Origin of the sequence: Sphingomonas cavernae (assembly GCF_003590775.1) — a bacterium.
In the GTDB taxonomy this organism is placed as follows: domain Bacteria; phylum Pseudomonadota; class Alphaproteobacteria; order Sphingomonadales; family Sphingomonadaceae; genus Sphingobium_A; species Sphingobium_A cavernae.
The window spans coordinates 1,075,582-1,096,889 of sequence record NZ_QYUM01000003.1 but is presented as its reverse complement, the minus strand read 5'-3'; the positions used below and the strand labels follow the sequence as shown (position 1 = coordinate 1,096,889).

Annotated in this window: 24 protein-coding genes; 9 read left to right on the top strand and 15 right to left on the bottom strand. The window is 62.9% G+C overall.

Annotation, left to right across the window (positions count from 1 at the left end):
- Positions 1-36: 36 nt before the first annotated feature.
- The gene (locus D3876_RS12955) at positions 37-495 is read right to left on the bottom strand and encodes a hypothetical protein (RefSeq protein ID WP_119762782.1); all 459 of its coding nucleotides are present in this window, start codon (positions 493-495) and stop codon (positions 37-39) included.
- Between the two features lie 169 nt (positions 496-664).
- Positions 665-1,225 carry a YqgE/AlgH family protein gene (locus tag D3876_RS12950; RefSeq protein ID WP_119762780.1) on the bottom strand — a complete coding sequence of 187 codons (561 nt, stop codon included), beginning with the start codon at positions 1,223-1,225 and terminating at the stop codon, positions 665-667.
- Between the two features lie 142 nt (positions 1,226-1,367).
- Between D3876_RS12950 and D3876_RS12945 the strand changes: the two genes are divergently transcribed.
- From D3876_RS12945 to D3876_RS12935, 3 genes are all read left to right on the top strand, one after another.
- Positions 1,368-1,850, top strand: a complete 483-nt coding sequence (locus D3876_RS12945) for a peroxiredoxin (protein ID WP_119762778.1) — start codon at positions 1,368-1,370, stop codon at positions 1,848-1,850.
- Between the two features lie 107 nt (positions 1,851-1,957).
- A complete protein-coding gene (locus D3876_RS12940) occupies positions 1,958-2,245 on the top strand; it encodes a hypothetical protein (RefSeq protein WP_147417658.1) in 288 nt (95 codons plus the stop codon).
- A gap of 68 nt (positions 2,246-2,313) precedes the next feature.
- A complete protein-coding gene (locus tag D3876_RS12935; protein ID WP_119762774.1) occupies positions 2,314-3,756 on the top strand; it encodes an AMP nucleosidase in 1,443 nt (480 codons plus the stop codon).
- On the opposite strand, the gene D3876_RS12930 is transcribed toward D3876_RS12935, so the two are convergent.
- The 3 genes from D3876_RS12930 to D3876_RS12920 all read right to left on the bottom strand — a co-directional run bounded on the left by D3876_RS12930 (position 3,734) and on the right by D3876_RS12920 (position 7,596).
- Positions 3,734-4,921, bottom strand: a complete 1,188-nt coding sequence (locus tag D3876_RS12930) for a GGDEF domain-containing protein (RefSeq protein WP_119762772.1) — start codon at positions 4,919-4,921, stop codon at positions 3,734-3,736. The two genes, D3876_RS12935 and D3876_RS12930, sit on opposite strands and share 23 nt — an antisense overlap.
- An 81-nt stretch (positions 4,922-5,002) precedes the next feature.
- Positions 5,003-6,835: a M2 family metallopeptidase gene (locus D3876_RS12925; protein ID WP_119762770.1), complete on the bottom strand. Its 1,833-nt coding sequence runs from the start codon at positions 6,833-6,835 to the stop codon at positions 5,003-5,005.
- Between the two features lie 68 nt (positions 6,836-6,903).
- On the bottom strand, positions 6,904-7,596 hold the full coding sequence (locus D3876_RS12920; RefSeq protein WP_119763838.1) for an alpha/beta fold hydrolase: 693 nt from the start codon (positions 7,594-7,596) through the stop codon (positions 6,904-6,906).
- A gap of 377 nt (positions 7,597-7,973) precedes the next feature.
- Here D3876_RS12920 and D3876_RS12915 point away from each other — a divergent pair, with 377 nt between their 5' ends.
- Positions 7,974-8,348 (top strand): hypothetical protein, encoded by a 375-nt coding sequence (locus tag D3876_RS12915; RefSeq protein WP_119762768.1) that lies wholly within the window; start codon positions 7,974-7,976, stop codon positions 8,346-8,348.
- 121 nt (positions 8,349-8,469) lie between these two features.
- Here the strand turns inward: D3876_RS12915 and D3876_RS12910 are convergent, their stop codons facing one another.
- Both D3876_RS12910 and D3876_RS12905 read right to left on the bottom strand, forming a co-directional pair.
- The gene (locus D3876_RS12910; protein ID WP_119762766.1) at positions 8,470-9,117 is read right to left on the bottom strand and encodes a 2-hydroxychromene-2-carboxylate isomerase; all 648 of its coding nucleotides are present in this window, start codon (positions 9,115-9,117) and stop codon (positions 8,470-8,472) included.
- On the bottom strand, positions 9,110-9,304 hold the full coding sequence (locus D3876_RS12905; protein WP_338014325.1) for a DUF2238 domain-containing protein: 195 nt from the start codon (positions 9,302-9,304) through the stop codon (positions 9,110-9,112). Before D3876_RS12905 ends, D3876_RS12910 begins: the two co-directional genes overlap by 8 nt.
- A 101-nt stretch (positions 9,305-9,405) precedes the next feature.
- Here D3876_RS12905 and D3876_RS12900 point away from each other — a divergent pair, with 101 nt between their 5' ends.
- Genes D3876_RS12900 through D3876_RS12890 form a run of 3 tightly spaced genes read left to right on the top strand, consistent with a single transcriptional unit; the run spans position 9,406 to position 12,455 of the window.
- Complete coding sequence (locus D3876_RS12900; RefSeq protein WP_119763836.1) at positions 9,406-9,858, top strand: MarR family winged helix-turn-helix transcriptional regulator; 453 nt, start codon at positions 9,406-9,408, stop codon at positions 9,856-9,858.
- Positions 9,851-10,927, top strand: coding sequence for an HlyD family secretion protein (locus D3876_RS12895; protein ID WP_119762762.1), 1,077 nt, complete (start codon positions 9,851-9,853; stop codon positions 10,925-10,927). The genes D3876_RS12900 and D3876_RS12895 overlap by 8 nt, the downstream gene beginning before the upstream one ends.
- On the top strand, positions 10,920-12,455 hold the full coding sequence (locus tag D3876_RS12890; protein ID WP_274378984.1) for a DHA2 family efflux MFS transporter permease subunit: 1,536 nt from the start codon (positions 10,920-10,922) through the stop codon (positions 12,453-12,455). The genes D3876_RS12895 and D3876_RS12890 overlap by 8 nt, the downstream gene beginning before the upstream one ends.
- A gap of 185 nt (positions 12,456-12,640) precedes the next feature.
- Here D3876_RS12890 and D3876_RS12885 read toward each other — a convergent pair whose 3' ends face one another.
- On the bottom strand, positions 12,641-13,669 hold the full coding sequence (locus D3876_RS12885) for an aspartate-semialdehyde dehydrogenase (protein WP_119762760.1): 1,029 nt from the start codon (positions 13,667-13,669) through the stop codon (positions 12,641-12,643).
- 176 nt (positions 13,670-13,845) lie between these two features.
- On the opposite strand from D3876_RS12885, the gene D3876_RS12880 reads away from it, so the two are divergent.
- On the top strand, positions 13,846-14,667 hold the full coding sequence (locus D3876_RS12880) for a DUF2189 domain-containing protein (RefSeq protein WP_119762758.1): 822 nt from the start codon (positions 13,846-13,848) through the stop codon (positions 14,665-14,667).
- 225 nt (positions 14,668-14,892) lie between these two features.
- Complete coding sequence (locus D3876_RS12875; RefSeq protein ID WP_119762756.1) at positions 14,893-15,447, top strand: NADPH-dependent FMN reductase; 555 nt, start codon at positions 14,893-14,895, stop codon at positions 15,445-15,447.
- Positions 15,448-15,552: 105 nt separating this feature from the next.
- Here the strand turns inward: D3876_RS12875 and D3876_RS12870 are convergent, their stop codons facing one another.
- The 7 genes from D3876_RS12870 to rpsP form a co-directional block, all read right to left on the bottom strand.
- Positions 15,553-17,775, bottom strand: a complete 2,223-nt coding sequence (locus tag D3876_RS12870; RefSeq protein ID WP_119762754.1) for a S9 family peptidase — start codon at positions 17,773-17,775, stop codon at positions 15,553-15,555.
- Positions 17,776-18,075: 300 nt separating this feature from the next.
- A complete protein-coding gene (rplS, locus tag D3876_RS12865) occupies positions 18,076-18,456 on the bottom strand; it encodes a 50S ribosomal protein L19 (protein ID WP_119762752.1) in 381 nt (126 codons plus the stop codon).
- A gap of 1 nt (position 18,457) precedes the next feature.
- Positions 18,458-19,201, bottom strand: coding sequence for a tRNA (guanosine(37)-N1)-methyltransferase TrmD (gene trmD, locus D3876_RS12860; protein ID WP_119762750.1), 744 nt, complete (start codon positions 19,199-19,201; stop codon positions 18,458-18,460).
- Between the two features lie 310 nt (positions 19,202-19,511).
- Positions 19,512-19,901 carry a type II toxin-antitoxin system VapC family toxin gene (locus tag D3876_RS12855; protein WP_238475352.1) on the bottom strand — a complete coding sequence of 130 codons (390 nt, stop codon included), beginning with the start codon at positions 19,899-19,901 and terminating at the stop codon, positions 19,512-19,514.
- Positions 19,902-19,903: 2 nt separating this feature from the next.
- On the bottom strand, positions 19,904-20,203 hold the full coding sequence (locus tag D3876_RS12850) for an AbrB/MazE/SpoVT family DNA-binding domain-containing protein (RefSeq protein ID WP_119762746.1): 300 nt from the start codon (positions 20,201-20,203) through the stop codon (positions 19,904-19,906).
- A gap of 30 nt (positions 20,204-20,233) precedes the next feature.
- Positions 20,234-20,707: a ribosome maturation factor RimM gene (gene rimM / locus D3876_RS12845; RefSeq protein ID WP_119762744.1), complete on the bottom strand. Its 474-nt coding sequence runs from the start codon at positions 20,705-20,707 to the stop codon at positions 20,234-20,236.
- A gap of 3 nt (positions 20,708-20,710) precedes the next feature.
- Positions 20,711-21,301, bottom strand: coding sequence for a 30S ribosomal protein S16 (rpsP, locus tag D3876_RS12840; RefSeq protein ID WP_119762742.1), 591 nt, complete (start codon positions 21,299-21,301; stop codon positions 20,711-20,713).
- Positions 21,302-21,308 lie beyond the last annotated feature (7 nt).

Below are 21,308 nucleotides of genomic sequence, written 5' to 3'. Positions count from 1 at the left end.
GCCCCCGAAAGCAAATATAAAGATCTCTTTATATGTTCAGGGCGCCCGCGCGATAACGAGGTTGCAGCGCCCACCGGGCAGCGCAGGATTGGACTGGGCGCGCTCGGCCAGCGCTTCAAGGGTCGCAATGGAATGCCCCGCAGCCTGCGCAGCCCCAAGGATCGATTCCATGTCGGTACAGTCGAGGCCTTCGACGCCTGCGCCATAGCTGTTGGCGATTGCGGTCACATAACGGTCATAGGCGTTGAGCGCCCCTGACTGACCCACCGCCCCCGCGAAATGCCCCCGCAGCCGATCATTCACATCGATCAGCGCGGGCCGGCTGCCGCGAACGAACGCGTTATATTGCGGCAGGAAATCCTGCCCTTTCAGACGACAGCGCAGCGCGGAGACCATCAGCATGGTTTCCAGATCACGGACCTTGGCCGCAGCGATCGAACTCTCGCTCCAGCACCCCGCCGCCTGCGCATGCAGGGGTGCCGCAAAGACAATCATCGTTAATCCGAAACAAAGTGATCGTAGGGTTTTCCGAACCATGCCGTCCCCCATGCGTCGTGCGACCCGGCGCATTGTCGCGGCATTGCGAGCGCGGGCAGGATTACAAGCCTGTCACGGCTCGCCTGCAATGAGGTAAATCAACGTGGTAAATGAAAGGTAAACTTGGTCAGGCCTGGCCCGCCGTCGGTGCTAGCAGGCTGCTGTCTACCCCTGCATCGGCATAGGCCTGTTCCCAGCGGCGCGTGGGGGGAATGTCGAAAAGCAGCCGCGTCGTGCCCGGCGTCACGAACCAGCCGTGCCGCGTCAGTTCTTCCTCTAGCTGGCCCGGCGCCCAGCCTGCATAGCCCAGCGCCGCGATCCACTGCGACGGCCCCTTGCCCTCCGCAATCGCACGCAGGACATCGATGGTGCCCGAAAGCCCCCAGCGATCGGCGACCTGTATGCTGTCCTGCCCGCCCCAGTCGAGGCTGTGAAGCACGAAGCCGCGCTGCGGCTCGACCGGGCCACCCAGATGGATCGGGCAATCGGGCGCGACACCGGGATCGATGTCGAACTGGCGGAGCAGTTCGTGAAATCCGATACCGTCGGCGATTGCGCCGACGCCGATGCCCAGCGCTCCTGCATCGTCATGCGCGCACATCGCGATCACCGCATGCTCGAAGCGCGGATCCCCGATCCCGGGGAATGCCAGAAGAAGCTGGCCGGTCAGATAAGCGGGCATGTCCATGCCCTCCAATATAGGCGCGTCGTGCGCGCGATAAAACAGCGCTTAGAGGCATTGTAGCGCTGGCAGGCGGCGGTCTGTCCGCCTATATGCGGCGCGTTCGGCGCTTCGTGGCGCAACCGATCTATCCCAAGGAGAATGATGCATGACGATCAAGCAGGGCGACACGCTTCCCGAGGCGACCTTCACCGTTCCTGGCCCTGACGGACTTGAATCGGCGGATACCGCGAGTTTCTTCAAGGGCCGCAAGATCGCGCTCTTCTCGGTGCCGGGTGCTTTCACACCGACCTGCTCGGCCAAGCACCTGCCGAGCTATGTCGACAAGGCCGAGGAACTGAAGACCAAGGGTGTGGACGCGATCGCGTGCACCGCGGTCAACGACGCCTTTGTGATGGGCGCCTGGAGCAAGGCCAATGGCGCGGACGGCAAGGTGACGATGCTTGCCGACGGCAATGGCAGCTTCGCCAAGGCGGTCGGACTCGAAATGGACGGCTCGAAATTCGGGCTGGGCACGCGCGGCCAGCGTTTTTCGATGATCGTCAACGACGGGGTCGTCGAGGAACTCAACGTCGAGGCGCCCGGCGAATACAAGGTCAGCTCGGCCGAGCACATGCTGGGCCAGCTCTGACGGTTCTGGCGGGGCGGCGTACGCACAGGCCACCCCGCCGCACCTTGCCGGAACGAATAGTGCGCTGTCCCGTTGGGCAATCGAAGCCTTGGAACGGGAGACGGATGATGGTTATCAGCACACCCGAACATGTGGTCAGCTTCGAGCAGGACGCGCAATCGCGCCCGACGCTCGAACAGGCGCGCGAGAAGGGCCGCGCCTATCTCGACAACGCCATTCATGCCGCGCAGGAGCATCCCTGGGCTGCCGCAGCGATCGGCGCCGGCGTTGTCGCCACCGTGGCCGCGACCGCCTATGGCGCAACGCGTCTCGCCGCGCGTCGTGGCAATGGCGAAGTCGAGTCGGACGCGATGATCGACCCCGATGTTCTGCCGGAGGCGCTTCCGCTCGAATGAGCGGCGCTTTGACGTCGGATCGGCGAATGGGCTTGCCAGCGTAACAAACCGTCGGATAGTTGCTTTGGATGACCAAGGCAGAATCCATCGTCGCCGAACTCGACGCGCTCTATAACGCGTCGGTCGAACGCCTTCGCACCGCGCTTACCGCATTTATCCGCTCGGGAGAGCGGCCGCACCCGGGAACGCGCAGCCACGGCGCATTCGCCTATCCCGAAATTCGGCTGCGCTATCGCGGCGCGGCCGGCCGTCCGGTGCCGTCGCGCTCGTTCGGGCGACTGGTGACGCCAGGCGAATACAAGATCAGCGTGACGCGTCCCGCTTTTTTCGCGGACTATCTGGTCGAGCAGCTCGAACTGCTGATCGAGGATTATGACGTCGAAGTCGAAGCGGTTCCGGGCCGTCAGGAAATCCCCTTCCCCTATGTGCTCGAGGCGGGACATGGCCTGTCGCTCGACGATATCAGCGCGATCGACCTCGGACGCTGGTTCCCGGCAACCGAGCTTGCCCATATCGGCGACGAGATTGCAGATGGCGTATGGAACGGGGTGCCCGACGAGGCGCGCCCGCTCGCGCTGTTTGACGCGCTCAGGACCGACTTCTCGCTCGCCCGGCTGCGCCACTACACGGGCACGCCCGCAGAGCACGTTCAGCGCTTCATTCTGTTCACCAACTATCACCGATATGTCGATGAATTCGTACAATGGGCGTGCACGCAACTCGGCCCGGACACACCCTATACCGCGCTGTCGGGCGCGGGCGGCGTGATGGTCACGCCCGAGACCGCCGATCCCGAGCGCGTCGTCGCGGACAGCGCATGGCGCAAGCACCAGATGCCCGCCTATCACCTGATGGCGCCGGGCCGGATGGGGATCAGCGTTGTGAACATCGGCGTCGGCCCCTCCAACGCCAAGACGATCACCGATCATCTCGCGGTGGTTCGACCCGAAGCATGGCTGATGATCGGCCATTGCGGCGGGATTCGCCCGAGCCAGCGGATCGGCGACTATGTGCTCGCGCACGCCTATCTGCGCGACGATCATGTGCTCGACGACATGCTGCCCCCGGAAATTCCGATCCCGCCCATCGCCGAGGTCCAGCAGGCTCTGGCGCGCGCGGCCGAAACGATCTCGGGCGAGGACGCCGACACGCTCAAGCGCAGGCTGCGCACGGGCACGATCGTGACCACCGACGACCGCAACTGGGAGCTACGCTATTCGAAATCCGCGCTGCGCTTCTCACAGTCCAGAGCGGTGGGCATCGACATGGAGTCGGCGACGATCGCGGGTCAGGGTTACCGGTTCCGCGTCCCCTATGGCACGTTACTGTGCGTGTCCGACAAACCCCTGCACGGCGAACTGAAACTGCCGGGACAGGCCAACCGCTTTTACGAGCGCGCCATCAGCGAGCATATGCGGATCGGTATCGAGGCATGCAACGAACTGCGCCGCGAAGGCGCCAAGCTTCACAGCCGCAAGCTCAGGGCATTTAACGAGCCGCCGTTCCGCTGACCCGAGGTTTGGGCGGCGGCGCGACGACTAACCGATCGCGCCCCGCCAGCTTTGCCTCCAGCAGTGCGAGATCGGCGCGGTGGAGCATATCGCCGAAGCAGACATCGTCCGGATCGAACGCGGCCATGCCGAAGCTCGCACTCATGCTAAAACCTGGCATGCCGGCGACCTCCATTTGCGCGAGTTCCCGCCGCGTGCGCTCGATCGCCTCGGCCGCATCCTCGGGCGCCGCGTCGATCAGCAGCAGACAGAATTCGTCGCCACCGATCCGCCCGAACAGATCTTCCTCTCGGACCGAAGCGTGGACATGGTCGGCAAAGGCGATGAGCGCCTGATCTCCCGCAGCGTGGCCGTAGCGATCGTTGATCGTCTTGAACCGGTCGATATCGCCGATCACCGTGACGAGCGGTCGGCCATGGCGGCGCGCATTCGCGATCGCGCCAATCGCAGCCTGCTCGATCCCGCGACGATTGAGATTGCCCGTCAACGGATCGCGTGTCACCAGCGCGCGAACACTGTCCGCAAGATCGCCCGCGAGCAGGAAAAGGGCGGCGATCCCCAGGCCGATATTGACCGGGGGCAGGCCGATTCCGACGATCTCGCGATAGCGCGCAATTGCGGCAACATCGCCTTCCGGGCCGACCGCAAGCCCCGCACCAGCCACGATCAACTGGAAGACGCCAAAGATCGTGAGCATAACGATGAAGGCGATCTCGGGTGCCTGCGCCTTGCGCCTCCGCGGACGAACCGCGGCGATCGCTATCGGCATCATCGCGGCTGCATATAAGGCGGTGAACGCGCCTCGCATTCCGGCAAAGGGAATATGCGTGTACCAGATGGCGATCGCGATCGTCGCCAAGGCGCCCACGGCAATGAAGCGCAGAACATGAACGGGAAGCCCCGCGCGCTGGCGGCATCCAATCGCCACGAGCGAGCTCGTTGCGACCACAAGCATGCTGGCGATGACGAACGGCCACAGATGGTCCGGAAACAACATCAGGCCGGCGGCGTTGACGGTCCATTGCAGCACGCCGCCGCCATAGGCGAGCGCCCAGCTCAACGCATGTCGCTGCCGTCCGAAATGGATCCATGCCAGCGTCATCGCGATGCACAGAACCATGCTCGAAAAAATCAGCACCGAGAAGATGATCAGCAACGGGTTCATTGGCCCCTGCCCTCGATTGCCAACATTCTTCCCGGCGCGCTATTCCGATGATTGCCCCCCGGCGCCTTCATCGGAAGCGATTTACCAGCCGCATTGCTTGCCCTTGTTCTGTTCCTTAAGCCAGCCCATCAGCGGCTGGAAATAGGCCAGCATCGCGGAGCCGTCGATCTCGCGGCTGCCCGTGAACGCTTGCAGCGCATCGGGCCAGGGCTTGGATGCTCCCATCTCAAGCATCGCGTTCAGCTTCGCGCCGACTTCCTTGTTGCCATAGAAGGAACAGCGGTGCAGCGGCCCCGTCCAGCCGGACTGCTCGCACGCAGCCTTGTAAAACTGGAACTGCAGGATGCGCGCGAGAAAATAGCGCGTGTAAGGCGTGTTGCCGGGAATATGGTATTTCGCGCCCGGATCGAAATTGGCCTCGCTGCGCTCTGCGGGAGGCGTGATCCCCTGATACTGAAGCCGCAGGTCGCTCCACGCCTTGTTGTAATATTTGGCGGGGATCGTGCCGTTGAACACGCCCCAGCGCCATTTGTCGACGAGCAGGCTGAACGGCAGGAACGCCACCTTGTCCATCGCCTGGCGCAACAACAGGCCGAGATCCTTGTCGGCCGAAGGCACCTTCGCCGGATCGAGCAGACCGATATTCACCAGATAATCGGGCGTGATCGAGAGCGCGACGAAATCACCGATCGCCTCATGGAACCCGTCATTGGCGCCGTTGAGGTACAGGAAGGACTGCTTGTTGTACGCGCGCTGGTAGTAATTGTGTCCGAGCTCGTGATGGATCGTCACGAAGTCGTCCGAGTTCACCTTGGTGCACATCTTGATGCGCAGATCGTCCTTGTTGTCGACGTCCCACGCCGAAGCGTGGCAGACCACCTCGCGGTCAGCGGGCTTTACGATCTGCGAGCGTTTCCAGAAGGTGTCGGGCAGCGGCGAGAAGCCGAGCGAGCTGTAGAATCCCTCCCCGACCTTGACCATCTTGACGGGATCGTCGCCGCGCGCCTTCAGCAATTCACCAATGTCGTAGCCGACGTCGCCCACGCCCTTGGGTGCGACGATATCGTAGATATTGCCCCATTCCTGCGCCCACATATTGCCGAGCAGATCGGCGCGGATCGGTCCGGTCTCGGACTGGACCGCGTCACCATATTTCTCGTTGAGCTTGGTGCGCGTATAGCAATGAAGCTCGTCGTAAAGCGGCTTCACCTGGCCCCAGAGCCTGTCGGTCAGCTTGGCGAAATCGTCGGCGGGCATGTCGTAGGCCGAACGCCACATCGCACCCACATCCTTGTAGCCGAGCTCGGCCGCGCCCTTGTTGGCGATCGTGACCATGCGGGCATAGTCCTGGCGCATGGGCGCGCCGACATTGTCGTGCCAGCTTACCCACATCTCCTTGAGCTTGGCCGGGTCGCGTACGTCGCCCATGGCCGCTTCAATATCGGACCCGTTGATTTCCTTGCCGTCGAGCGTGCCGCGACCCTTGCCATAGGTCGAGTTGAGGCGCGTTGCGATCTGGCTGAGTTCGGCCGCGGCTCCCGGCGTCGTCGGCGCGGGCAGTACGATCCCGCTGCGCAGGATGTCGAGCTTACGCTTCGTGTCGGGCGAAAGGCCCGCAACCTTCTCGAACCTTGCGGCCTCGAGCGCCAGGCGCACCGCCTTCTCGGTCCCCTCCGCGCCGCTCTGGGCGGCCAGCGCATCGGTATCCTCGGTGATATAGGTGCTGTTGATCCACTGGATGCGGCTCGCCTCGACCGTATAGTCGAACAGCTCCATTTCGGCCGCCTTTACGAACGCCTCGGCATCGGCCGCGGTCAATTCCCTGGCGGGCTTGCTATCCTTCTTCTGCGCAAGCGCAGGCGTCGCACTGGCGAGCATGGCGGCCAGCGCGAGCGCTGAAATCATCGATTTCATCGTTGTGGTGATCCCTTTGGACTTTCGTACTTCCCTGTGGCGCAAACTGAACCGGGGATTTCGGATGGTCAAGGCTTCAGGAAATCCAGAATCGCCTGCCCCAATTCGGGTCGGGTTACCGCGCTCATATGGTTTCCAGGTATCGAGCGGAAGGTGGCGCCGGGGATTGCTTCAGCCAGCGCCTCACCCGATCCATTGTCGTCATCCTCGGCGCCCGTCACCACGTGCACCGGCCGATCGACCGCCGCGAGTTCCGCGCGGGTCGTGTCGACAAAGGTGTCGAGGATCTGGAGCAGCGCTTGCGGATCGCCTTTGGTCGTCTTGAGAAACGCCTCGGTCATCCATTCGGAGGATCCGCGCTCAAAGCTGCCCAGATTGGTCAGCACGCGCTTGAAATAGTGCCCGCGCCCCTGCGTATCGAGTATGCCGTCAAGCCCCATGCCACAGAGCACCGCGCGTCGCGGCGTCGCGCCCTGAACAAGCATGCGAAGACTCGTGCGCCCGCCGAGCGAATAGCCCGCCAGGTCATAGTCACTGAGCCCGAGATGCGCGATCAGCGCAAAGCCGTCGCGTGCAAGAGCGTCCGGGGGATAGGCCGAGGCATCGTGGGGCTTGGCACTTTCGCCGTGCCCGCGCAGGTCAGGCATGATCACGCGAAAGCCAGCCGCAGCAATCAACGCGGCATGGCCATAGCGCACCCAGTTGGTCATCGCGTTGGAGAAATAGCCGTGAATCATAACGATCGGCCGCCCTTGCCCCATTTCGTGCCAAGCAAGTTGGGTGCCGTCGAAACTGTTGAAATGCAGGGTTTTCAGTTCAGTCACGGGCGCGCACCTGCCGACCGCGATCGCCGCCAACTTCGCTTAACTTCGCAAACTTCTCACAAAACGCCATCTTGATTCGGATCCCTGATTTTCGCGCGCGAGTCGCGTTCGCGGCGACAATGGCAGGCGCGCGCACTGTAGGACAGCCTATGGACGCGCGCCGATCGCGGTCACTGGCATCAAGGGGCCGAACTCACGAAGGTGCGGCGGGTTTCGCCCCATTTTCGGCCCTCAGTTGCCAAATCCAGTTGCCTCAAAGCCGCCGTCCGTACATCTAAAGATGCGACTGCGGTGGTACTTCGGGAAACAACGCGATGAACGATAATGCGAATATCTGGTCGGACGATGACGAAAACAATCGATACGAAAAGCTCGATCCAGAGGAAGTATGGGACCACGAATTGGCAAGCGATCTTATCGGCTGCACGCTGTATGTCGGCCTGACCTTCGTTGACAATGAGGGAAATTTCCGAAAGCGAGAACAGGTATTCGGCACTGTGGAAAGCGTTTCTGCTTCCGCTGGTATAAAACTCATTCAAACTAACGGCGAGATATACAGCATGGCTCCCGTTCTGGATGCCATCGAATCTAGCGGTCCGGAAAGTTATCAACTTACCGATGATGACGAACTGGTGGAGAATCCAAATTTCGTCGCTTGGATAACGGCCATAGACCCGCCGTTGAACTGACTTAAAGCCCAACGGCCGGTTTACCAGCTACACCGCCGTAAAGCGGACAGTCGCCTAGCCACGACAAAGCGGACATAGCCGCTTGCGAGTCCGCGGCTCAGGCTCAGGCTCAGGCTCACACTCACACCCGCTCCCTCAATCCCGCCGTCTTCATCCGCCACAGGGCGAGTTCGATGCGATCTTGTCCGAAAAAGGGCTCTCCGTTGAAGACAAGCGCGGGAACGCCCCAATGCCCCGCGCGCTCCAGCGCGTCCTGATTGGCGCCGATCTCGGCGTCGAGCGCATCGGGCTCGGCCAGCGCCTCGCCCTCGAGTTCGTCGAGGTCGAGCCCCGCCCATTCGGCAGCGGTGGCGAGGTGATCGCCCTCGTGCCAATTCTTCGTACCGCCCCAGATCAGCCGCGAGACGGCGTCGGCAAAGGCGAGCCCCTTGTGCCGCCGCGCCGCCGCCTGCCCCAGCCGCGTCAGCCGGTAGATATAGGGCTGCTCCTGCGCGATGCGACGCGTCGCAATGTCCTGCACGATCGGATCGGGATCGGGCGGCGCGATCGGGATGCCCAGATGTTCCGCGAGGCGGCGTACATCGGTCAGCGTATAGCGCAGCCAGTTGGGATGGTTGCGCTCGAAGAAATCGGGCTGGCGGATCGCGAGTGGATAGACCGGGCGAAAGCGGACGGTCAGATCGAAACGCCGGACCAGCGCGACATAGCGCTGCGTCGCCAGATAGCTGTAGGGGCTGCGGAACGACCAGAACAGATCGGCCTCAAGCATGGCGCCTCCTTTCGCTGAACCGCGTCAGCAATGCGGCGAGGATAGCGCCCAGAAAGGCGAGCGCCATGTCCTTCTGCGCATCCCACATATCGCCCTGCTGGCCGTTATAATCGTCCGCAATCGCGGGGTCTGCCATCGGCGTCAGCATGCCTTCGAGGACCTCGCAAAGCGCACCGGTGCTCAACATGCGCCAGTCGAGACAGCATCTTGCACGAAATGCACGCACATCGTGGCGATTATCAAGGCAATCGTGTTGCATATTATAAGCATCGTTATTATGTGCGCGACATGACCGACTCTATGGGATTTCTGATCGCCGATGCGTCGCGGCTCATGCGGCGCAATTTCGATGTCCGTGCGCGCTCGATCGGCGTGACCGGCCCGCAATGGCGCGTGCTCACTGCGCTTGCGCGCAATGCGGGTATCAATCAGGGCGGTCTCGCCGATTTTCTCGAGGTCGAGCCGATCACGCTCTGCCGCATGGTGGACCGGCTGCAGGAAGCGGGCCTTGTCGAGCGGCGCGCCGACCCCAATGACCGCCGCGCATGGCAGCTCTTCCTGACCGACAAGGCGCATCCGCTGCTCGTGCAGTTGAAGGAGCGCGCGGCGGGACTGATCGACGAGGCGCTCGAAGGATTCGAGGAAGGCGAAAAGACGCAGTTCATCGCGATGCTCGAACGCATCCGCAGCAACCTTTCGCGCAAGAATAACGAGAATGACGGAGACCGGGCCAATGGCTGATTCCGGCGAACCTATTGTGATCGAGAACGCAGCCGCCGTCGCCGCGCCTGAGGACGGCAGGCCGCGGCGGCGTTGGCTGCGCCCGGTTCTCATGCTGTCCGTGCCGCTGCTGATCGCCGCGGGCGCAGGCTATATGTGGATCACCGGCGGCCGCTACGTCTCGACCGACAACGCCTATGTCCAGCAGGACATGGTGTCGGTCAGCCCCGACGTGTCGGGTCGCATCGTCGAAGTGCTCGTCCGCGAGAACCAGAGCGTCAAGGCAGGCGACGTGCTGTTTCGCATCGACCCCGAGCCCTATCGCATCGCGCTCCAGCAGGCGGAGGCGGCGCTGGCGACGGCCCGCGTGCAGGTGAGCACAATGTCGACCGACATGGGGGGCGCGGCCGCGGATATCGCAAGCGCGCGCGCCGACATCCAGCTCGCCCAGGCCAGCTATGACCGCCAGGCCGCATTGATGCAGCGCGGCTTCACGACGCGTGCGAGCTTCGACGCTGCGCAGCAGCAGGTTGCCGCGGCGAAGGCCAAACTCGGCACTGCGCAGGCCGACGCTGCCCGCGCGCGCGCCCAGATCGGCAGCGGATCGGCGCTTTCGGGCACGCCCGCTGGGATCCAGGCTGCGCTGGCGCAGCGCGCCAAGGCTGCACTCGATCTCGACCGCACGGTGGTGCGCGCGCCCGCCGACGGCATCGTCAGCCAGACGAACCGGCTGCAGGTGGGCACGATCTCGCCCAGCGGCGTTCCCGCACTGAGCCTCGTCATCAGCCATCAGGCGTGGGTCGAGGCGAATTACAAGGAAACCGACCTTGACCACATGGCGGTCGGCCAGCCCGCCGAGATCGAGCTCGACGCCTATCCCGAGGTGAAGATCAGGGGCCATGTCGCCAGCATCGGCGCGGGCACGGGCTCCGAATTCTCGGTGCTCCCGGCGCAGAACGCCAATGGCAACTGGGTGAAGGTGACGCAGCGCGTACCCGTGCGCATCGCGATCGACGGCGCGCCGTCCCGTCCCATGATCGCCGGGCTGAGCGCCGACGTTGCCGTCGACACCCGGGCAGGCCGTGACTGAACCCAGGGCCGGGCAGGCACTGCTGCCCGTCAAGCATCGCGGGCTGCTGACCGTTGGCGTGATGGGCGCAATGGTGATCCAGATCCTGGACACAACCATCGCCAATGTCGCGCTGCCGCACATGCAGACGAGCCTTGGTGCGACGATCGACAGCGTCACCTGGGTGCTGACGAGCTATATCGTCGCCTCGGCGATCGCTATCCCGATGACGGGCTGGCTTTCCGACCGGTTCGGATCGCGCAACCTGTTCCTGTTCGCCGTGGGCGGTTTCATCGTCGCGTCGATGCTCTGCGGCACCGCGGTAAACCTGGAAGAGATGGTGATCTTCCGCGTGCTCCAGGGCATCGCTGCAGCCTTTATAAACCCGCTCTCGCAGACCGCGATGCTCGACATCAACCCGCCCGAACGGCAGGCCAAGGCGATGTCGATCTGGGGCATGGGGGTGGTAATCGGCCCGATCATGGGCCCGGTGATCGGCGGATGGCTGACCGAAAGCTACAACTGGCGCTGGGTGTTCTACGTCAATCTGCCCGTCGGCGCGTTGACCTTCGCTATCCTGTGGTTCCTCCTACCCTCACGCCCCAGGCAGGCGCGCGCATTCGACGTGACGGGCTTTGCGCTGATCGCGATCGCCGTTGCAAGCTTTCAGCTCATGCTCGACCGCGGCCAGCAGGAAGACTGGTTTTATAGCTGGGAGATCATCCTCGAGGGGTGCATCTCGCTCGCCGCGCTGTGGATGGCGATCGTGCATCACGCGACGGCCAAAAAGCCGCTGTTCGACCGGCATCTGTTCCGCGACCGCAATCTCGTCACGGGGATGGGCTTCATGATGGTCGTCGGCGTGGCCACCATGGCGCCGATGGCGCTGTTACCGCCCCTGCTCCAGCAACTCTTCGGCTATCCCGTGATCGACACCGGGCTGATGATGGCGCCGCGCGGCATTGGCGTGTTCTGCACCATGGTGATCGCCGGACAACTGACCGGAAGGATCGACACGCGCATCCTCATCATGGCGGGTTTCGCGATCTTCAGCTTCTCCCTGTGGCGGATGTCGCACTGGTCGCTGGAGATGGACTTCTGGCCGGTGATCACCAGCGGATTCATCCAGGGACTGGGTATGGGGCTGGTCTTCATGCCGCTCAACGCGCTGGCATTTGCGACGCTGAGCCATCAGTATCGCACCGACGGCGCGAGCCTGTTCAATCTCACGCGCAGCATCGGCCAGTCTGCGGGCATATCGATGGTGACGACGCTGCTCGCGCGCAACACGCAGATCGCCCATGCGGACATTGCGCAGCACGTCACTGACACAACCATTCCCTCGCTAAACCTCGGCGCGGCGGGGCAGTTCGGTTCGTTCGGCGACACGGTGATGGCGATGGCAAATTCGGAAGTCACGCGGCAGGCGATGATGATCGCCTATCTCGACGACTTCTATCTGATGGCGATCATCACGATGGCCATCATGCCCTTCGTGTTGTTGCTGCGGAAGCCCAAGGGCAAGCTCGAGGTCGTGCATTCCGAATAGAAAAATCCTCCCAGGCACGGGGAGAGCGCTGGGTTGGATTGCCCCCAGCAATCCAAGATCATGCCGGGGGACGATCGACCCGGCACTCAGCCCGAAGGGCTGATGGAGGGGCTGCTCTGAAGTCCGAGCCAACCCCTCCACCATGCTTCGCATGGTCCCCCTCCCCGTACCGGGGAGCAACTATATCAGGCCGCTTTCTTTAGATGGCGCCGGCCGAGCAATTCGGCGATCTGGACCGCGTTGAGCGCTGCGCCCTTGCGGAGGTTGTCCGAAACACACCAGAGCGACAGGCCGTTATCGACCGTCGAGTCCTCGCGGACGCGGCTGATGAAGGTCGCATAGTCACCAACGCACTCGACCGGGGTGACGTATCCGCCGTCCTCGCGCTTGTCGACGAGCATCACGCCCGGCGCCTCGCGCAGGATCGACTGCGCCTGCTTCGCCGAAATCTCGTTCTCGAACTCGATATTGATCGCTTCGGAATGGCCGACGAACACGGGCACGCGCACGCAGGTTGCGGTGACCTTGATCTTGGGATCGAGGATCTTCTTGGTCTCGACCACCATCTTCCATTCTTCCTTGGTCGAACCATCGTCGAGGAAGCTGTCGATGTGCGGGATCACGTTGAACGCGATCTGCTTGGTGAATTTCTTGGCTTCGGCGGAATCGCCGACGAAGATGTTGCGGCTCTGTTCGAACAGCTCGTCCATCCCCGCCTTGCCCGCGCCCGAGACCGACTGATAGGTCGCGACGACGACGCGCTTGATCTTCGCGGCGTCATGCAGGGGCTTGAGCGCCACGACCATCTGCGCCGTTGAGCAGTTGGGGTTCGCGATGATGTTCTTGGCACGATAGCCGTCGATCGCCTCGGGGTTAACCTCGGGCACGATCAGCGGCACGTCGGGATCCATGCGGTAGAGCGACGAATTGTCGATCACCGTGCAGCCGGCGGCGGCAAAGCGCGGCGCATGGACCTTGGTCGCGTCCGAACCAATGGCGAAGATCGCCATGTCCCAGCCCTTGGGATCGAAGTTGTCGATGTTCTGGACCTTGAGTTTTCGTCCGGTCTCGCCAAAATCGATCTCGTCGCCCTGGCTCCGCGCGGAGGCCAGAACCGCGATATCGTCCAGCGGGAACTGCCGTTCCGCCAGAATATTCAGCACTTCACGTCCGACATTGCCGGTCGCACCGGCAACCACAACCCGGTAGCCCATCGTACACACTCCAATTCGGTGAGGTTGGCGGAAATAGCGCGCCGGCAGCATTTGTCCACCCCTGCATAGGGAGTACGCAAGGAAAGAACATCAACGCGCGCCAAAAGCTATGCTATGTTGCCGGCACAAGACTCAAAATCAGGGAAGATTTCGAAGCACAACCAAGGAGATGGAACATGGTCGCCACGCCCGCGGTAACACAGCCAGTAGCAACGCCACGCGAAATTCCCATCCGCAAGATCGGGACGGACGACCTTCGGGCCTCGCTCCGCGAGGGCTATACCGATTTCATGGCGAAGCGCGGTGACCTCTTCTTTGCGGGACTCATCTATCCATTGGTAGGAATCGTGGCCGCGGTCGGAGCACTGGGCAACGACATGCTTCCGCTGCTCTTTCCGATCGCGGCCGGGCTTTCATTGCTGGGGCCGCTCACCTGCACTGGCTTCTACGAGCTGGCGCGGCGGCGCGAGGCTGGACTGGAATCGCGTTGGCGGCATTTCTTCGACGTCCGCAAGAGCGAGGCGCTCGACGGTATCATGGGCGTGGCCGTGATCCTGATCGGCATCTTCATCGCCTGGGTGTTCACCGCAGCGCTGATCTATGGCGTGTTCTTCGGAACCGAGGCCTCGACGTCGATCACGACTTTCCTCACCCAGCTCTTAACTACGCCCAAGGGGTGGGCGATGATGATCATCGGCAACCTGATCGGCCTCGGCTTCGCGCTGATCGCAATGGCAGTCAGCGTGATCGCGCTGCCGCTGCTTGTCGACAAGGATGTCGACGCCGGCGAAGCGATGCGCGCTTCGATCCGTGCGGTGCGCGAGAATTTCGGCGTGATGATGCGTTGGGGCCTGATGGTGGCGGCGCTGCTGGTGATCGGCGCGATCCCCCTGTTCGTCGGGCTCGCCGCCGTCCTGCCGATCCTCGGCTATGCGACGTGGCATCTCTACACGCGCGTCGTGGACCGCAGCGGGTTGCCCAATCAGCCGATTCATTAGAGCATTATAGGTGACATCAATCCGCTCATCCTGAGGAGGGACTGAGCCAGGCGAAGGCCCGTCTCGAAGGACCGGCTGTGTGCGTCCTTCGAGACGCCGTTTCGACAGGCTCAACGGCTCCTCAGGATGAGCGGATTGTGATGCAGCTTCACGCTAAAAGCCTGGAGCACCTCTTCCCTTTCCGGCAGACGCGGGGCAGTTTGCCGGTGAAGGGAGATTGCGCGGATGACCAGGATCGTCGGGATTTCGGGAAGCCTGAGAAAGGCATCGTACAATGCCGGGCTGCTGCGCGCCGCCGAGGCGCTGATGCCCGAGGGCGCGACGCTGGAGATTGCCTCGATCGCCGATGTTCCGCTCTACGATGCTGATGTCGAGGCCGACGGTATTCCTCAGGCGGTAACGGCGCTCAAGCAGGCGATGATCGGCGCCGACGGGCTGTTGCTGGCGACGCCCGAATACAACAACGGCATTCCGGGCGTGTTCAAGAACGCGATAGACTGGGCGTCACGCCCCGCCGCTGACATCGGCAAGGTGTTCGGCGGCAGGCCGGTGGCCGTGCTCGGCGCTTCGCCCGGCGGGTTCGGGACGATCCTGGCGCAGAATGACTGGCTGCCCGTCCTGCGCACATTGGGCACACGGCCTTGGTACGGCGGGCGCCTGCTCGTCTCGCGCGCGGGCCAGGCGTTCGATGCCGAGGGCAATCTGATCGACGAGGCGATGCGCGAGCGGTTGCGCGAGTTCGTTGCCGGGTTTGTGCAGTTTGTGCGGATGGAGGACTGAATGTCATCCCCGCGAAAGCGGGGATGCAGACGATGCTTCAGCCGCACCCGCGCTTGCCGGGCACTGCATGGATTCCCGCTTTCGCGGGAATGACATGGAAATAGTTCAGTCTTTCTGCCCCAGCACTTCGCGGTCGAGGAAGTTTTGGATCGTGCGCCAGAGATGGACGCTGACGCCGTCCCCAGCGACGCGGTGCGTCTGTCCCGGATAGACCATCGTCTCGAACGGCTTGCCCGCCTGCTGGAGCGTCGCCATCAGCGCGGTCGAGTTCTCGAAGACGACATTGTCGTCGGCCATGCCGTGGATGAGGAGCAGCGGATCGGCGATCTTCGTCGCGTCGCCCAGCACGCCTGATTTTGCGTAGGGCGCGAGCTCGGTTGCGGGATTGCCCATATAGCGCTCGGTATAATGGGTGTCATAAAGCTCCCAGCGCGTCACCGGTGCCCCCGAAATGCCGGCAGCATAGGCTCCCGGTGCGGCCTCAAGCAGCTTTAGCGTCATATAGCCGCCATAGGACCAGCCATAGATCGCGATCTTCGTCGGATCGACGAACGCCTGCTGCTTCAGCCATGCGACACCCGCCAACTGATCCTGCACCTCGACAGTGCCCATCGCCTTGTGGATCTGATCCTCGAACGCCTTGCCACGATCGGGCGTGCCGCGCCCGTCGACCGAGAACACTACCCAGTCCCGGTCGACAAGATATTGATGCAGCCCGCCTCCCCAGCCAGCCGTCACCTGACGCCCGCCGCCCGGACCGCCATAGACCTGCACGAAGACGGGATAGCGCTTGCCCGGCTCGATCTTCGGGGTGAGCAGCTTGTAGTGGAGCGTGCTGCCATCGGCGGCTTTCATCGCGCCGAAGGTCGGCGCAACGTGGCTCTCGGCGAAGGGCGCATAGGGATGTTGACCCTTGAGCGCATTTTCCTCGATCCAGGCGCGACGCTTACCGCTGGCGTCGGCGAGATAGACCTGTTCGGGCTGGCTCGGGTTCGATCGCGTGATGATCGCACGCGTCGCGCCGGCGTCCATCACCGCGGTATTCCACCATCCCGCTTCGGTCAGCCGCGTGATCGCGCCGGGCTTCGCTATGTCCACCGAATAGAGATGTTGCTCGACGGGGGTTTCGCGATTGCCGAGGAAATAGACGCGCCCCTTGGCCTGATCGACCCCCGCCACTTCCCTGACCGCCCAGTCGCCGCTGGTGAGCTGCGTCCACTGGCCGTTTTTCCAGTGATAGATATGCGAAAAGCCGCTCCGCTCCGAGGTCCAGATCAGGCTGCCGTCTCGGAGGGCGCGCAGATCGTTGGATAGGTTGATCCAGGTCTTGCTCGTTTCGGTGTGGAGCGGCGTTGCCTTGCCCGTCGCCGGATCGACCTTGAGCAACTCGAGCTCGGTCTGCGCTCGGTTCTCGCGCTGGACGATGAGCGCGCTGCCATCGGGCAGCCAGTCGACCCGCGCGAGATAATAATCGGGGTCATTGCCCAGATCGACCTTCACCGCCTCGGCCCCGTCGGCCCGCATGACGTAGAGGTCGACCTTCGCATTGGGCGTGCCCGCGCGCGGGTAACGCTGGTCATAGACTTTGGTGCCTTCGGCGCCGATCGCCGCGCGGCTGACGATCATTACGCCGCTTTCCTCGACGCGCGCGACCGCGATGCGCGCATCGTCGGGCGACCACCACGAGCCTTTGGTGCGGTCCATTTCCTCCTGCGCGACGAATTCGGACACGCCCCAGCTCAGCGTGCCGCCGCCGTCGCGGGTAAGCTGCTTTTCCTGACCGCTCTTAAGATCGAGCGCGAACAGGTTCTGGTCGCGCACGAACGAGACAAAGCCACCCTTGGGGCTGATCGTCGCGTTAAGTTCGCCCGCCTTTGTCTCGGTCAGGCGGCGGACCTTGCCGTCACGCGTCGCAAGGAACAGATCGCCATCGAGCGGCACGAGCAGGCTCTTGCTGTCGGGCGCCCAGTCATAGGCGACGATCCCGCGCGTGCCGCCGATGCGCGCGCGCTCGCGCTGCATCTTCTCTTCCTCGGAAAGCTCGGCGCCGCTGCCGATTTTCGCCGAATCGACAAGCATCGAAGCGCGCGCGGTCTTCGTGTCGATCGCCCAGAGATCGTAGCGGTCGCGATCCTCGGCGCGGTTCTTCAGAAGCGTCACCAGCGTACCGTCGGGCGAGAGCTTCAATGCGCGCGGCCGAGGGCCGTTGAGGTCAGGGCTGCCGAAGATGCGCTCTAGCGTCAGTTCCTGCTGGGTGGTTTCAGCCATGGCGGGAGAGACCTGAACCGAAATCAACGCAACGCCCGCCAGCAGCCATTTTCCCAGCATCCTTGAATCCTTACCATTTTACCCCCCGTTCCGTTCATCCTGAGTAGAGACCGAGCTTGGCGAGGGCTCGTATCGAAGGACGTGCCCAGCCAATCCTTCGATACGGTGAACAAGCCCGCCAAGCCCCCGGCTTGGCTGAGGATTGCCGGGGGCAAGCCTCACTTGTTCACTTCGACAAGCTCAACGGCTACTCAGGACGAACGGATTGGAGGAACCTACCCGCGAAATGCCCGCAAAACGAAACGGGCGCCGGCAGCCATATCGCTACCGACGCCCGTTCGAAAGTGCTTACGCCGCGGCTCAAGCCGAAGCGGTGTCGCGAACCTCGCGGCGTTCCGCGATACGCGCGCGCTTGCCGGTGCGGCCGCGCAGATAATAGAGCTTCGCGCGACGGACGGCGCCCTTGCGAACGACGTCAATCGACTCGATGTTGGGCGAATAGAGCGGGAAAACGCGCTCGACGCCTTCACCGAACGAAATCTTGCGGACGGTGAACGACGAGCCCATGCCCTTGTTCGAGCGCGCGATGCAGACGCCCTCATAGTTCTGGACGCGGGTGCGTTCGCCTTCGACGACCTTCACGCCGACCTTCAGCGTGTCGCCGGGACGGAATTCGGGGATTTTCTTCGCCTCGTTGAACTTGGCGATCTGTTCAGCTTCGATCTGCTGGATGAGGTTCATCTCATCTGTCCTTCTTCTTCTCGCGCTGCGCACCAGAGGGCGACTGGTCCCGAGCGCCACTGTGGCGCTCCCAAAGGTCCGGCCGCCTTAGCCGTGTATCTTCCTCCGCCCTTTGTTTCCGCCAGGCGGCGATCTTCGCATGATCCCCCGATCGCAGCACTTCGGGGATCGTGCGCCCTTCCCATTCGACGGGCCGGGTATAATGCGGATATTCGAGGAGGCCGCTTTCGAAGCTTTCCTCGTCTCCGCTCGAAGCCGCGCCCATTACGCCGGGAAGCAGCCGAATGCAAGCATCTAACAGTACGATCGCAGCGGTCTCGCCGCCCGACAGCACATAATCGCCGATCGAGACGGGCTCGACCGGCCGCGCCTCGAACAAACGCTCATCAAATCCCTCGAAACGGCCGCAGAGAATGGTGACACCGGGTCCCGCGGCGAGTGCGCGGACGCGTTCCTGCGTCAGCGGCCGACCGCGCGGCGTCATGGCAAGGATCGGTGCATCGGGCTGGCGCGCCAGTGCATGGTCGACCGCGGCTGCCACGACGTCGGGCTTGAGCACCATTCCCGCGCCGCCCCCTGCAGGCGTGTCGTCGACGGAGCGATGCTTGTCGGTCGCGAAATCGCGGATCTGGACCGTGTCGCACGACCAGCGCCCCTCGGAAAGCGCGCGGCCGGCCAGCGACTGGCCGAGGGGGCCGGGGAACATCTCGGGGTAGAGTGTGAGGATCTGGGCAGCGAAGGTCATAAGCTTCCGCCTGCCCGCAACGTCCGCCACAATGCTGCGACACCTCGCATTAACGCCAAGAAGAATAGCGATGATACAAAAGCGCAAAGCGTTGATATCGACAGTATCAAAATCCAGTTCGACAAATAGTTTTCTCCGGAATTGTTTTGATGGCCCATCACTGTAATCGGAAAAATTGACCAAGAGAGGGCTATTAACAGTGAACGACGAAAGCACGACGCGAAGCTTGACGAAAATGCTCCGACCAAAGCGCCCGCAATCATCGGAGGCAGGCCCAAAAGCGCTATGACGAAAAGACCACCAGCATCCATCACGCCGACCAATTCTCGATATTCAGACCGGGCACATCGGCAAAGTCGGCTTCGTTATTGGTGACGAGCGTCAATTCCAGTGAAAGCGCATGCGCCGCAATCAGCCGGTCGAAACTTTTGCGTCGGACGCCGACGGCACGGCCCAATCGTCCATAGGCCTCACCCGCAGTTTCATCGAATGGAACTACGGAAACGATCTCGGCCAGCTTTTCCAGCTTCCGCCAATCACACTCGGGATCGCTGGAATCACGGCTCCCGACAGCCAGTTCGCCGTAGGTGATCGCCGACATGACCAATCCATGGGACAAGGCGGCGCGCATGCGTTGGCGCAGGGCTTCACTGCGTCCGCGCGCGAAATCGATGCAGACATTCGTATCAAGGAGATACAAGGTCAGGCGTCTCCGCCCCGGCTCCGACCTTCGCTCCAGTTACGCTCCGCCTGTTCGATGTCGCCACGGCCCTTTGCCATGAAATCCTTCGAGAAAGCACCATAGAGCGCGTCGAGCGAGGCCGATGGATCGTCATCAGCGCGTCGGATGCTGAACGTGCCATCCTCATTATCGGTAATGATAACCTCTTCGCCGACCTTGAACCCCAGCGCCTTGGGCAAGCGAAGCGCCATTGAATTGCCCGATTTGAACGTACGCGCTATCAACTGATGCGCGGCTTTGACGCTACGATGATGGTTCATGGCGAACTCCGTATATACGGAATGTATATACTATTCGACGAATGCAGCGTCAATCACGACACGTTCGCCCCATTCGGGGACGGCGAACATCGGCACCATGAAGCGCTTGCCTGTGGGGCGTTCGATCTCGATCACGTCGCCCGCACCGAAATTCTCGACTGCGACCACGCTGCCGAGCGCCTCACCCTCGGTGGAGACAGCAGGGAGACCGATCAGGTCTGCGTGATAATATTCGCCCTCGGCCAGCGGCGGGAGCGCATCGCGCGGGACCGTAAGCTCGGTGCCGCGCACCCTCTCGGCGGCGGTGCGATCGGCGATCTCTGCGAAGCGGGCGATGGCGCCATTGGGGCCATCGCGCACGCTCTTCAGCGTCAGCGCTCCATCGTTGAAGCGCTTGTGCGCCTTCAGGCTGTCCACGCCATCGGTGAACAGCTTCAGGCGCACCTCGCCCGTCACGCCGTGCGCGCCGATGATGACGGCAAGCGTGACGGAACGATCAGACAAGGATCAGCCCTCGGCCTTTTCCTCGCCAGCCTCTTCGGCGGGCGCTTCTTCAGCAGCCGGAGTTTCCTCGGCGGCAGGCACTTCCTCAGCAGCCGCTTCGACGACTGCTTCGGCTTCGGGGGTCGGCTCTTCGGTCGCGGCCTCGACGGCCTCGGCGACTACCTCGACGGTTTCTGCTTCAGCAGCAGCTTCCTCGACGGCGGGCTCTTCGACCGGCGCAGGCGCAGCGGCGGCTTCGGCAGCAGCGGCTTCAGCGGCAGCGAGCTTCTCGGCCTTCTCCTCAAGACGCTCCTTGGCCTTCTCGCCGGGCTCGGCCTTCTTGGGGTTGTTGCGCGCAGCGCGCTCCCTGAGGCCGGCGACGTCGAGGAAGCGGGCAACGCGATCGGTGGGCTGCGCGCCAACCGAAAGCCAGTGCTTCGCACGCTCGCCGTTGAGCGTCACGCGGTTGGCGTCGTCCTTGGCGAGAAGCGGGTTATAGGTGCCGATCTTCTCGATGAAGCTGCCATCGCGCGGGCTGCGCGCGTCGGCAACGACGATGCGGTAATAGGGGCGCTTCTTGGAACCGCCGCGCGAAAGGCGAATGGAAACTGCCATTGTATTT

What these genes read in the sequence shown, in the direction of transcription:
- D3876_RS12955 (WP_119762782.1), bottom strand. Translation starts at nt 495, where the DNA reads ATGATTGTCTTTGCGGCACCCCTGCATGCGCAGGCGGCGGGGTGCTGG.
- D3876_RS12950 (WP_119762780.1), bottom strand. Translation starts at nt 1,225, where the DNA reads ATGGACATGCCCGCTTATCTGACCGGCCAGCTTCTTCTGGCATTCCCC.
- D3876_RS12945 (WP_119762778.1), top strand. Translation starts at nt 1,368, where the DNA reads ATGACGATCAAGCAGGGCGACACGCTTCCCGAGGCGACCTTCACCGTT.
- D3876_RS12940 (WP_147417658.1), top strand. Translation starts at nt 1,958, where the DNA reads ATGGTTATCAGCACACCCGAACATGTGGTCAGCTTCGAGCAGGACGCG.
- D3876_RS12935 (WP_119762774.1), top strand. Translation starts at nt 2,314, where the DNA reads ATGACCAAGGCAGAATCCATCGTCGCCGAACTCGACGCGCTCTATAAC.
- D3876_RS12930 (WP_119762772.1), bottom strand. Translation starts at nt 4,921, where the DNA reads ATGAACCCGTTGCTGATCATCTTCTCGGTGCTGATTTTTTCGAGCATG.
- D3876_RS12925 (WP_119762770.1), bottom strand. Translation starts at nt 6,835, where the DNA reads ATGAAATCGATGATTTCAGCGCTCGCGCTGGCCGCCATGCTCGCCAGT.
- D3876_RS12920 (WP_119763838.1), bottom strand. Translation starts at nt 7,596, where the DNA reads ATGGGGCAAGGGCGGCCGATCGTTATGATTCACGGCTATTTCTCCAAC.
- D3876_RS12915 (WP_119762768.1), top strand. Translation starts at nt 7,974, where the DNA reads ATGAACGATAATGCGAATATCTGGTCGGACGATGACGAAAACAATCGA.
- D3876_RS12910 (WP_119762766.1), bottom strand. Translation starts at nt 9,117, where the DNA reads ATGCTTGAGGCCGATCTGTTCTGGTCGTTCCGCAGCCCCTACAGCTAT.
- D3876_RS12905 (WP_338014325.1), bottom strand. Translation starts at nt 9,304, where the DNA reads ATGTTGAGCACCGGTGCGCTTTGCGAGGTCCTCGAAGGCATGCTGACG.
- D3876_RS12900 (WP_119763836.1), top strand. Translation starts at nt 9,406, where the DNA reads ATGACCGACTCTATGGGATTTCTGATCGCCGATGCGTCGCGGCTCATG.
- D3876_RS12895 (WP_119762762.1), top strand. Translation starts at nt 9,851, where the DNA reads ATGGCTGATTCCGGCGAACCTATTGTGATCGAGAACGCAGCCGCCGTC.
- D3876_RS12885 (WP_119762760.1), bottom strand. Translation starts at nt 13,669, where the DNA reads ATGGGCTACCGGGTTGTGGTTGCCGGTGCGACCGGCAATGTCGGACGT.
- D3876_RS12880 (WP_119762758.1), top strand. Translation starts at nt 13,846, where the DNA reads ATGGTCGCCACGCCCGCGGTAACACAGCCAGTAGCAACGCCACGCGAA.
- D3876_RS12875 (WP_119762756.1), top strand. Translation starts at nt 14,893, where the DNA reads ATGACCAGGATCGTCGGGATTTCGGGAAGCCTGAGAAAGGCATCGTAC.
- D3876_RS12870 (WP_119762754.1), bottom strand. Translation starts at nt 17,775, where the DNA reads ATGCTGGGAAAATGGCTGCTGGCGGGCGTTGCGTTGATTTCGGTTCAG.
- rplS (WP_119762752.1), bottom strand. Translation starts at nt 18,456, where the DNA reads ATGAACCTCATCCAGCAGATCGAAGCTGAACAGATCGCCAAGTTCAAC.
- trmD (WP_119762750.1), bottom strand. Translation starts at nt 19,201, where the DNA reads ATGACCTTCGCTGCCCAGATCCTCACACTCTACCCCGAGATGTTCCCC.
- D3876_RS12850 (WP_119762746.1), bottom strand. Translation starts at nt 20,203, where the DNA reads ATGAACCATCATCGTAGCGTCAAAGCCGCGCATCAGTTGATAGCGCGT.
- rpsP (WP_119762742.1), bottom strand. Translation starts at nt 21,301, where the DNA reads ATGGCAGTTTCCATTCGCCTTTCGCGCGGCGGTTCCAAGAAGCGCCCC.